This is a genomic window from Marinagarivorans sp. (assembly GCF_982758155.1).
Window position 1 is genome coordinate 1 of the sequence record NZ_CEXWTU010000155.1, and the last position, 11,961, is coordinate 11,961.

General features: G+C 42.8%; 10 protein-coding genes and 1 pseudogene. All 11 read right to left on the bottom strand.

From position 1 onward, the window contains the following. Positions 1-281, bottom strand: a pseudogene (locus AC3A8L_RS14920) (hypothetical protein); the annotation flags it as partial. A gap of 105 nt (positions 282-386) precedes the next feature. After that, positions 387-1,424 (bottom strand): DUF1972 domain-containing protein, encoded by a 1,038-nt coding sequence (locus AC3A8L_RS14925; protein WP_487963065.1) that lies wholly within the window; start codon positions 1,422-1,424, stop codon positions 387-389. Then, entirely contained in the window at positions 1,421-2,536 is a 1,116-nt protein-coding gene (locus AC3A8L_RS14930) for a glycosyltransferase family 4 protein (protein ID WP_487963066.1), read from the bottom strand. The genes AC3A8L_RS14925 and AC3A8L_RS14930 overlap by 4 nt, the downstream gene beginning before the upstream one ends. Beyond that, the gene (locus tag AC3A8L_RS14935) at positions 2,529-3,212 is read right to left on the bottom strand and encodes an acyltransferase (protein ID WP_487963067.1); all 684 of its coding nucleotides are present in this window, start codon (positions 3,210-3,212) and stop codon (positions 2,529-2,531) included. Before AC3A8L_RS14935 ends, AC3A8L_RS14930 begins: the two co-directional genes overlap by 8 nt. Beyond that, positions 3,209-4,429: a hypothetical protein gene (locus AC3A8L_RS14940; protein ID WP_487963068.1), complete on the bottom strand. Its 1,221-nt coding sequence runs from the start codon at positions 4,427-4,429 to the stop codon at positions 3,209-3,211. The genes AC3A8L_RS14935 and AC3A8L_RS14940 overlap by 4 nt, the downstream gene beginning before the upstream one ends. Before the next feature lie 57 nt (positions 4,430-4,486). After that, complete coding sequence (locus AC3A8L_RS14945) at positions 4,487-5,647, bottom strand: polysaccharide pyruvyl transferase family protein (protein WP_487963069.1); 1,161 nt, start codon at positions 5,645-5,647, stop codon at positions 4,487-4,489. Positions 5,648-5,702: 55 nt separating this feature from the next. Beyond that, a complete protein-coding gene (locus tag AC3A8L_RS14950) occupies positions 5,703-7,148 on the bottom strand; it encodes an alkaline phosphatase family protein (protein WP_487963070.1) in 1,446 nt (481 codons plus the stop codon). Next, complete coding sequence (locus tag AC3A8L_RS14955; RefSeq protein ID WP_487963074.1) at positions 7,145-8,461, bottom strand: flippase; 1,317 nt, start codon at positions 8,459-8,461, stop codon at positions 7,145-7,147. Before AC3A8L_RS14955 ends, AC3A8L_RS14950 begins: the two co-directional genes overlap by 4 nt. A gap of 50 nt (positions 8,462-8,511) precedes the next feature. Further along, a complete protein-coding gene (locus AC3A8L_RS14960) occupies positions 8,512-9,579 on the bottom strand; it encodes a Wzz/FepE/Etk N-terminal domain-containing protein (protein ID WP_487963071.1) in 1,068 nt (355 codons plus the stop codon). Positions 9,580-9,813: 234 nt separating this feature from the next. Beyond that, positions 9,814-10,143 carry a MarR family EPS-associated transcriptional regulator gene (locus AC3A8L_RS14965; protein WP_487963072.1) on the bottom strand — a complete coding sequence of 110 codons (330 nt, stop codon included), beginning with the start codon at positions 10,141-10,143 and terminating at the stop codon, positions 9,814-9,816. Between the two features lie 304 nt (positions 10,144-10,447). Beyond that, a complete protein-coding gene (locus tag AC3A8L_RS14970; protein ID WP_487963073.1) occupies positions 10,448-11,605 on the bottom strand; it encodes an RNA-binding domain-containing protein in 1,158 nt (385 codons plus the stop codon). Positions 11,606-11,961: the final 356 nt, after the last annotated feature.

Sequence of the window (11,961 nt, forward strand, 5' to 3'; positions counted from 1 at the left end):
TGCAATACGGTATGCACGTGATTCGACATCACGGCATAGGCACACAAATCGATGGGGAAGACCTCAGCCAATAACAACAAGCGGTCTTCATCAACGTAAATGGATTTACTAATGCAGCGGTAGCAAGGATGCTATTGAGCAGTGCATTGACGACGATGCTCGTAGTTTTGCCCTATGTAATTATCGCGACCACACAAGAATACTTTTCTGACACATCTACTGACACAATGATAATAAGGCGTTACATCTAGCGAAATTTGAATTTTACGGGCCTTTGTCATGGTAATCACCTAGCGGCAGAGGGCAATATCTTAAGCCTAGCGAATGATCACTTTTTGTCCAGAATTTAGAGTGTGTGTCCATTTAAGTTTTATACCGCGGAAAAACTAAACAAGAAGATCGGCATAAGCTTTCCGTATACTTCCCCAGCTATAGCACCTATGAGCGATCTCACGCATTTTTGCCCCGCTGATATCTCGCTCTGTGTTGGTACTTTGCTTTAAACCATTAACTAGACTCTCAACACTCGTAAAATACAAGCCTTCATTGTGCATAGTTGCTCGATTATAAACGCAATCGAACGCAAGGATTTGCTTCCCAAAGAACATTGCTTCAACTAATGATGGATTTGTACCTCCAGCCGAATGACCATGCACATAAATTGAACATTCGTCCCTGTATTTGAAAAGTTCGTCAAGGTCATATACAGGGTCAATAATTTCGATATTAGGAAAGTTAGAATATTTTTTTTTCAATGTGATTCCATACTCACTCGCATCCCAATTGCCAATAAATTTAAGCGGGAAATCATTTTCACTAAAAGCCTGTAAAATAACATGAACATTATTCTCAGGTTCAATTCGGCAGACGCCAAACGAATAACCTTTAGATACCCCTGTAATCGCGCGAGTAAGTACATGATCGCCACCATAAGCTATAACTTCTGGCCTCACCCCATACTCACTATACACGTAATCCGCTATACCCTGATTATCTGCAACAACCACATCCGAGAACCTAACAGCAGACCTCTCAGATAATTTTAGAAATATCCTCGCAGCTCTACCCCACTTTTCGCGCCTCCAATCAAGGCCATCAATATTCGTAACTATTTTTTTTCTCGTAAACAAACGTAAAAAAGGAAGCAATAAGCAGCCAGAAACACCGAGGACTAATAATACCTTACTGCCACTGAAGACCGCATGAAGCATCGAAAAACCATCGTAAATTATGCTCGAAACACCGTTTGCATTTATAGGTACATACTTTAACTTTGCACCTTTATAAGACACCAACTTTTCTTTATATGTAGAAGAAGAGCAATAGACGAGATAGTCACCTTTTTCGTCAAGTAAATTCTCTACAAGCGTTTCAAAACCACCGTAACAAGCGGGCACACCTACGATTCCGATAATAGCAATCAACTTTCACCCTCCAAAGAAGAATTACACACTAAAAACAGTCGAAGTAAATTTTCTTCGAACTTTTCGGCACTAAACATTTCCGCTCGTAATAATGCCTTCCGAGAATAGTCACACCACAACTCAAAGTCTTCGGCCAAACATCCAATAAACGCTGATATTTCAGCAATATTACTCGGGTGAACTAAAAGCCCCGCATTACCAACCAACTCAACCGGACCACCTACTGGCGGAGCAATCACTGGGGCACCGGCTGCCATTCCTTCCAATATCGACAAGCCAAATGTTTCAACACACAACTCAGGATCAGACAAATTAATAACCAAAAAAGATACTTGATACAGATCAGATAGGTTTTTAGGGCGAGGCAACAGCTGTAAGTTTTTTGGGATCTCGCCACACATAAAATTCAAATCTTCCACGAAACAATTGATAGCGGCCACAAAATTAAAGTCAGGCATAGACTGTGCAAGTAAAATAAATTTATCTAGCCCCTTATAATTCTTTAAAGATCCGCAAAATAGGATTGAGCGCCGTTCAAAACGCGTCTTTTTTGAGAACCGAGAGCTAAATTTTAAATCTTTTCTAAGACCATTATAAAGAATGGTTGACTTCGGAAGTTCAAACTCTTCGGCCTCAGCTAAATACTTAGAAACAAAAATAACTTCCGACGCACAATATTCAATAAAGAAACGTAAAAACTTCTTAAAAGTAGGCGGTGATATATATGTTTCGTGAACATAAGCAATGCAATGAACGCCCATCAACTTAGCGGCAATGAAAGCGCCAAAAGGAAGCATAGTGTTAACTAAAAGAACAATCTTTCGTTGTCGTAGCTTATCTATCAACAAAAGACATATCAAAACTAAACAACAAATAAATTGTGATAACAGATAAGCAACAAGTAAAACCCACTTCTTATCGAACCGCCCATAAGGTATAATTTTTTTTGTAAAATCGCTATCGGACAAAAAACCATCGTGCTGGCTTGTCAGGACAACGCACTCAATATCACTACCAGACAAACAATTTAATGCGTCAGTAAGCACTCTAGGACTACCACTATAATCGTCTAGTAAGTGAACAGCGTAAACCTTAAGTCGTTTTTCACTCATTAACTTCTCTCTTTTTTATCACCTTAGCAGGCACGCCACCTATAACGACATTATCAGGAAAACATCCCCTAACAATGGCTCCAGCAGCTATCACACAACCGTCCCCAATTTTTGCGCCATCCAGAATAGTAACCTTAGCACCAATCCAACAGTTTTTACCAATTGATATTCCACTGCGAACTACGCCCTGCAAGCGGATCGGAACCCCCAACTCTTCGTATTTATGATTTTCAGGATGAACACTTAGATATGGTCCCGCGATAGTATCATCACCAATCCTCACGCCTCCCGCTCCTCCAATATGGGAGTAATCGCTAATGGCAACATTATCACCAATACGGATGACATCTCCGATATTCGATAATGAACCGCTTACCTTTACTGTAGAATAACTTCCTATTTTTGAACCATTTCCAACATGCAATCCATTACGGGAAAAACACTCTATTTGAACCCAATCTCCGATTTCAACTCCTTTTCCCACATAAAACTGACGTACGGCCATAACTCTAGATTGACGCCCCATAAAAACAAGCTTACGTACAAACAACATCCCTCGGAGTAAGGCAATCATTTTGATAAACAATAAGTACATCAAATAAGCACTTGTTACATGATCATCAATTTTGACCTCCCGCCCTTTAATTTTAGAGATAACTCTGACTACAATGTTCATACTTTCCTCACATCACTCTCACTTTTTTGACTGATGCGCCCACCTCTTAGGGCACTACCAATAGCCAATAGCAACGCCATCATAGTAACGCTCATACCATTAAATATTACATGCCCCGCAAATACAGAATGCAACACCATAAGTAACCACCCTAGCAAAAAATACCTACAACCACGGTATAGTGTCATACCATACACGCACAACATGACATAGACTGATAAGCCGAACATGCCATACATAAAAAGAATATCAAACGGGTCAGTTTCCAGCGTATCAAAGCCTATTTGCGCATACGGATTCTGAAAGGACAATAAACTCCCGCCCCCAAAAAGCCATCGCCACACACCGACACCTTGACTTTCTATTACGGAAAAAGCATGTGTAACATATTCGAGCCGAGCACTGGTTAAATATTCCAACACGGAATCGGAGTTTTTATAGCGAATAATTATCACATCAAATGCAACACTAGTAACATTCAAAATGTAGGGAGACAAATAGAGCAAGGCTAGCGCAAGTAAGGAAAACAATAACGTCCGAAACCTAGACAACCAAGCCAACATAAAGAGTGTCAGTAACGCTAAAACAATTGCTGTTTTAGAGCCGATCGAAAACATTCCCATACAAGCAATAACAAGACTAAGAACACTAACATCGCGATACAAACCGTAATGCTTCATAAGCAATAAAGTCAGTGCCGCAACCCCCAAATAGACTCCCAAACCATTGCCTGAGGCAAAAAAACCTTTAGTGCCAAACCCCCAGCCATAGGTACTATTCCCCAACCCAGAAACAGACGCAAAAACAATACTCATCGCAATAAAAAGCAAGTTACACTTTAAGAATCGCCCAACACCTCGAATATCCTGATGGGTAAAAAATAGTAGCACGGTGAATAGCAGTGAGAAAAATGCCAATCGATAAGCAGTCATCACACCATAAACGACACCGAAAAAATTACCACTGCGAATTGCGGCAACAAACTCCAACAGAGAACATAAAACAAACACGAATACCCACATTGCACTGAGTTTGTTTTTAACTGCTACATAGGCTAACAGCGCCGTCGCCAACAACCGACCAAGCTGTGACGGCGAAGCTAGCCCCCCTTCAGGTAAAAAACCCCGAACAACGAGAAACCCATTGACCATGTCAAAAAAAGGGAGGCATAAGAATATAAACCCTAAGACGACCGTTCTTTCTTTGAGAATCAACATTTTGGTGCCACACAGAAAAGAACTTAAGGGTTTATAAACGAAATACTAAAAAGTGGGCTAAAGTAACGCGCCACTTAAATAATTCACAGATACAGAGCGAGCCCTCTCTAAATGTGTGTGAGCGTCTTCAAAGTCAACACCCAACTTTGACTTTTCCACCACAGACTCCACATCAATAAATGGGCCGCAGAAAGTATCAATCAAACCAACACTCCCCAATAACTCAGTCATCCTCAAATTTTGTTTATTTTCAAAACGATCCCTTGCAAAGGTTAAAAACTTGCTTCGAAACAACAATGAAAAAACTGTCCCATGAAATGAATTGGTCAAAACCAATGCGGCCCTATCTACCAGCCCCAGTAACTGTTCAGGTGTTGGTTGCAAATCACTGCCGCCAACACCAAGTCCCCAAGGGCAGTTTGTAGAAACAGCGACAAGAGGTAAACCCGTAGATTGCGCCACGGCCTTTATACTATCAACCATCCATTCGGCTAGTTCCCTCTCTTGATTTAAGCGATACACCAAAATGTATGGTTCACTAGGTGCCAAACTATAGTCTGTTATCTCACTATAATCAGTTAACAGTAATGTAGGATCCACAACCTTAACGGCATCCAAGTTTGCCACGTCAGACACGATGTCAACACCGCTATTTTCTCTAACAGAAATCGCATCAAACTTTTCAATATAGCGCTTAAAAGTGCTCCTCAAATAGGGCTCCAACTGACTTTTACCAAAGCTTGGGGCATAAGATATTCTTTTGGCGCCTTTGGGTGCAAAGCCCAATAAGTAAGCTGGCGATGTAAACAGGAAATCGGCAGCCCAAACTTGATCACTCCCTGTAATAAATGCATATGCTTCTGGGCAGTCATTAGTTAGGTCATCATAGTCACACTCCTTACCGACGACATTCAAGTATTTAGCTCTAAAATCCTCAAAAGCCACATAAAATCCCTTCTCCCTCTGCTTTCCTTGATAGTATTGCTTGCGCTGATTCAAAAAATTTAAAGAAAATGCATTGCGAGATAACATCTTTCTGAAAAGAGAAATTGGTTTAAGCATGCATTTTCTTAACTTGTTTTTCTCCATGCGATAATTTAAAACAAAAACTTCAAAGCCCAATGATTCCACATAACGAGTCAGAGCATACACCTGATAAACAGCACCATAATTATTAGCGCCATGAAGCGTTATCACTCCCGCTTTTTTTTTATTCACCACACTTCCCTCAAACATTTAAATTGTATTTATTAACAGTTTTCTGACAGAAATATTAGCCCATATACTTCAAAATTTGTCGATAAACCACCGTCAGATCGCCACTTTCCTCGCCGACTTCATCCAAAAACACATTTGAAAACACCGCCAAAGGAGTATGTGATTTCAAGCTCAGAATATCGCCTTTCATAATAGACCCCAAAGCGCCACTACTTTGAGGCACCTTAAACTCTTCGATAAAAACTTTAGATTTATCAGTAGTCAAAAAGCCATTAGGTAATTCAATCGCGATATCAGGAAAAAAGGTCCTTTTATCACCAGTAGAATATGCGCGTAAACCATGCTTTTTTATCAGTGGATCAGAATTAAGTAAATCTATTATTTCAGACTTTACAGTATCAAAATCATCACCCACGATACCGCCAAACCGAACACTATCATTAATATAAATGCCGTGAGACCAATCACCTTGCGTTTTACAGAAGGCCTTAGTGGTAGCCAAATCAAAATTAATCAAGCCAACATTCTTCGCCTTCATAACCGATGTTTTCTTCAAATAGGCTTTAACCGAAAACGGAATAATTTCTTTTAGCTTTCCGACAAGCGTCTTCAGTAATGCTTTTTTAGCCCCCACAGTTTGAAAACCTTTTTCCTGTAAGAAAACATTAGGATTTACACTATATTTACGCCCTATAGTTCCATGATCTGAAACAAACACAATTTCGGCCCCTGGGTAAGCCTCATGCAGAGCGCGTATCTCTCCATCGAAAGCTTCATAATACTTCCGAATAGCCAACTCCAAATTTTCATCTTGCTGATTGCCAGTTCCGTCGCGCCTGACCCATTCGGTGTTCAGTATAGTCTCAGCCAAGACGGATGACGTTTTATAGACCACAAAACCAAAATCGACATCAAATCTTTTATTCAAGGCCAAGAAACATTCAGTTCTTTTCCTATTTTTATGTGCCAGCTGAGTAAAAATTTCGCCTGGAGACACCAACTTCTTATCAACCACAAGCTGATAAAGCCGATCATCAACAATATAACCCATCTGATTCAACTCACCTGATATCTCTTGGGGATAGCACAACTCTTTCGTAGCAGCTTGAGTCACGGGCGCTCCGCCGCCGCCACCTGACACAAAGAAACCATTAACACTTGGAGCAGGGAAAGTAGTAGGTAGATTCATTATACCAACACTGTGCCCTCTTTCATTTAAAGCTTGCCACAAGGGCTTTACTGTTTCCCCAAAACCGGGGATATCGTGAATACAAAACTCCAAGCTCCATTCCAAAGAGCCATCAACTTTAGGCTTATCATACATAGCGCCAGTTACAGAGGCGTGTTGTCCTGTAGCGATCTCCAACCATCCGCGACTCAAAAGATCATTAACAATATTCAGCTGCTTGCCTTTTTCCAACAAGGAAGATACAAATGGTGTCCACTCTCTCTGAAAAGCGCCCGTATGCGCCCCATCCATACCCACTAATAAAACTTTCACTGAAGCCTCCCCGACCTAAAAAAATTCTTTTTCAAATAATAAATTAGCCCAGAACTCTCAAGCGACAGCTGCTTTTTCACATACACTCGAAGAACGAAATTCCAAACCACAAATGACACGGCAGATGCGATCGCAGCACCCACCCCCCCCCACACTGGGATCAAAGCCAAATTCAAAACCGCATTTACAATGACAGCAACCACCATCCCTTTCATCGAGTCCTTTTCATGCCCCGTCATATTTAAGAGCGCACCAACCGAACCAAACATAGCATTCGCCAACTGCCCAACCACAAGAATTTGCAATGCAGCAAAGGAGAATCGATACTCTTCACCAAATATAAAAACAATTAGCCACTCACCCCCGACAAGGAAGATAATTGCTGAAACTATCGCCATAGAAAATATCATAATAGAACTTTTTGCAACCAGTAATTGCAGAGCTTCACCCTCATTCTGAGCATATAATCTTGCAAAATGAGGCTGAAGCATTTGATTTAGGACTGTAAGCGAAAAACTCACCAACAAACTTAGCTGTACAGCAACCCGGTATAAGCCTACATCCCTATCATCGCGCAACCAACCTAAGATTAACGTGTCCATATACCCAAATAATATCTGAGCACCACCAACAACCGTCAATGAATATAGGGCTGACCGCCACTCTTGCGGGACTTTACAATGCTCAGACAACGAATACGATTTCGATATTCTGGAGTGCATAAACACTACGAACAACAGTGCTAGCACTACAGATAACACATAGGTAGCTAAGGCATGAATAGGACCTAAAGTTATTACTGAGCAGAACTTGTAGAGAACGAACAGCAACACCACATTCGCTGCTGGCCGAAGAAAACCATCCGGCGCGACCCCAACCACAACAGCGCCCAACCCACGAAGCACTGCCGAACGAAACAACATTAATGACAAAAGAGGTAACGATATTAGCCCCACAACAAAAACACTAAAGCGTGGGTCACCCAACACATCTTTGGAGAAAAAAACAACTGCAGATACACCACCTATTACAACTAACGAATACAAAAATATCAGTCGATTTCCCCAACGGATTATAGTTTGTACAAACTCCCCCTTGCTGCCGGCAACTGCTTTTGAGACCTCTCTAACGGCCAACGTTGGAATGCCAGCCTGAACAGGAATCGAAAGCAACATGACAGCAGAGAGTACAAGGGAGTACAGACCAAACCCTTCAACGCCAAGTACTCGAGCCAACATTACTGTCAAAAAAAACATCAGCAATGTTCCCAACACCTTTACAAAAAGTACTCCCAAGCCACTCTTTATTAGCATTTTACTCAAAATCGAATACTCTCAATATCATATCGCTATACGAGCCAAAGCTAAGCTCTTCGCACCACTCGGCGAGTAATAAGTGTAACCACTCCCAGTGCCCCCCCTATAAATACAAATAAAACAACAACCAAAGCCCGAAGTGGACGGCTTTTTTTCTCTGGGCGCATTGGACTGACAACCGTCTCAATCAAATACTGATCATTCACTTCAGTAAGCATCAAGGTCTTAGTCTGAGCTTCAATCACCTCATAGAATACCGCCTGCATATCAGATATAGCGGTCTGCGCGATCTTTTTTTCTAGGTACTCTATACTTTTTCTCGCAACCTCTTGATCCCGACTCCGGAAATGCTCATTAAGCTCTCTAACAAACAAGTCCAACCATTCAATAGCCAACTCAGGATTATAAAAAGTAAATGATATCTGTATCAAATTTGTTTTAGAGTCCCGTGACACTACCAAAAACTCCTTTAAACGTTCATACACTTCATACCCAGAAGGTTCAGCTTTTCGCCCGTGACTCGGTTCCCTCAACCACTGCTTATTTACTGGGTCGAACATTTCCCGATCCCACACCAAAGTGTCTGACTCACCGCTCCAACCAATAACCCCCATAACCAAAGGCTTCAAATCATGTTTATCCACAACGGATTCGATAAACGGCCAACTTTCCAGCAGCGCAATAGCACGGTCAATATCATTACTTTCCTCACCACCGATATTAATTCCAGCCATAGCAGCCAAACCGCCAATTTGACCACTAAGTGCACTGCCAACCTCTCGCTCTCCTGGCGCGTAGATACCTTCACTTTTATACATATTCGGCAAGCTTATAGCGTAAACCACTCCCGCCACCGCAAACAAAAAAGTCACCCCAATAATCCACCACTTTCCCAGCCATAAAATGGAAAAAAGTTCACGAAGGTCTATTTCGTCGCTCCGGCCGTAGAGTTCGCGCTGTTCATGAGACAAGAAGCGGGAGTCTGGATTCGAGAAACTGGAATCGGGATTCGCTCCGCTTAGGAATCGAGAGTCGCTTCGCTCAAGAGTCGATGTAATTACATCTAGCTGCTCTTCCATTTTTTTTAATTTTTTATCTATTTCTTTATCTGTCATGGTTCGCTGCACTCAAGATTCGCTTCGCTCAGGATTCGAGAATCGAGATGCTGGAATCGGGATTTTAATTTTATTTGTTCGCTTCGGTTCGCTCAGGAATCGAGAATCGGGGTTCGGGAACGCTTTGCTAAGGAGCCTGCATCTGGACTCTATTTCTCGGCTCACGCATATCGCCCCCCAGCTCTGCTTTTCCGGTTTCCCGTATTCCCGCCTCTCGCTTATCCCGCTTCCGGGTTATTTCGCTTCCGCCCTTAACTCTTCTAGCTCTTTTTTTAAGCTGTCGTATTGTTGTTGTTTGTAATCTATAAAACGGCTAGTGAGTGCTGCTTTTTCGATTATGCCTTCTGGGGTTAATAAATAAGCATAACCGGCCTTATTTTTCGACCTTGCAAAATTACCCGCTTTAACCCAGCCCACCTTAACTAGAGCTTTCAGGCAATAATTCACCTTGCCCAAGCTTATACCTAGCTCGGCGGCCAATTCGCGCTGGCTTAGGTTGGGGTTTTGAGCCAGTTTACGCATTAGCGCTAAACGGACTTCATCGGGCATGGGTGTTTGATTCATGGGTGGCGAGTTTACGACAGTTTTGCGGGGTGTTCAACCACTGAACGTTCGCTTTGCTCAGGACGCGGGATTCACTTCGTTCAAGAATCGGGAGCGCTTCGCTCGGGATTCGCTTTGCTCAAGAAGCGGGATATTGGAGTCGGGGCGCTGCGCTCGGGAGGCGCTTCGCGCCGGGAATCTGGGTTCACTTCGTTCAGGAAGCGGGATGCTGGAATCGGGGGAGCTTCGCTCCGGGAATCTAGAAGCCTACTCCTCAAATCTAGCATCACATCTCCCGAATCTCGCTTCCGCTCTTTCCCGCATCCTATTTTTCCCGCCTCTCGCTTCTTGAGCATAGCGAAATCGTGACTTTAAATTCTTCGCCTAGCTCTTCAAATATCACTTCGCGATTAAGCTTTTTCGCCTCTTGGTACACCATGGGTAGGCCGCGACCTAGCTTATCCACATACCTTAGGTTTTCTAAAAATTTTAAGATAATGGGATTACTGGAATAAGAAACGCCATAGGGTAACTTCGCAATTGATACTGTATTTGGTAAGCGCCCTGGTGATATAAATTCTATGCGATTTCTAAAGTGCATTATGCGAATTCGAGAACCTGCAATACTGTAATTTCTATGCACTACGGCATTAACTATCAACTCTCGCAATACCTTATCGGGGTAGCCCGCTTTTGCGTCGACTGTTTTCGCCCCATCTATTACGCTAGGTGCGGCACTATTATTTTTTAGCACGGCAAAGGTTTTATCAATTTGCTCTGGTAAGTTGCCGCCTATCACTTGCTTATCCACTAAATCGCTATCGACTTTATCGCCAACAAAATGCGCGTAACTAATGCAGGCATTGGGCAAAAAACGCTGCGGATTAATGCCGAACAACAGCAGGCCCGCTATTGTTGGCTCTCCATTGGTTAATATATCCATATTGTTGAATAAGGTCGCATGGTCAACCTCATCCGCAAGACTTAGGTCGTATCTTGCCAAATATTGATCGAGGGCACTTAGGTTTAAATCTTTAATTGATGCCCCTACCACCGGGTTAGCATCAACATGGAATACCCCCGCCTGCTGGAATAATCGCATTAGCTCGTGAACCGATGCCGCCCTATTGGTGGCACCAACGCGAACTAAGTATTGCCCAGCGTTAGTTTGGTAGGGTTTATCGGTACCCTTAGGGATGTTGATTACTCCAACGTTTTTGCCCGCTATCGCTACTACGCTTACCTCGGCATTAACAGGTGGATTAAGGCTTGTGCGTAAAATATTAGCCACCCAATCACAAAAAGCATCGGCATTATTTAAACCAACTACCTCACCACTGTCACTCACCCCCACCAGCACAACGCCACCCTGGCCATTCACAAAAGCAACTAGCTCTTTCGCTAAAGATTCTGGGCGTACCTCGGCTGTTTTAAATTCTACCGCGCTGTTTTCGCCTTGTTGGATGAGTTCTTCAATATTCATTCGCTTCGCTCAGGTATCGGGATATTGGAGTCGGGGACGCTTCGCTCGGGAGGCGCTGCGCGCCGGGAATCTGGAATTTTAACCCACTTACTCGCTGCGGGGTTCGCTTTGCTCAGGTGTCGGGATACTGGAATCGGGGGCGCTTCGCTCTGGGAATCTAGAAGCCTACTTCTCAAATCTAGCATCACGCCTCCCGAGCATAGCGAATCTCGACTCCTAAGCGAAGCGCATCCAGCATCTCGATTCCAGCGTTTTTTCAACGTTGCGAGGTTTTCTTTTTCGCATTCATTAATGCGCCCAACTGCTTTGCAATAATCATTATACTTTCCTGCCATCGATCGCTTAGGGCTTTATCA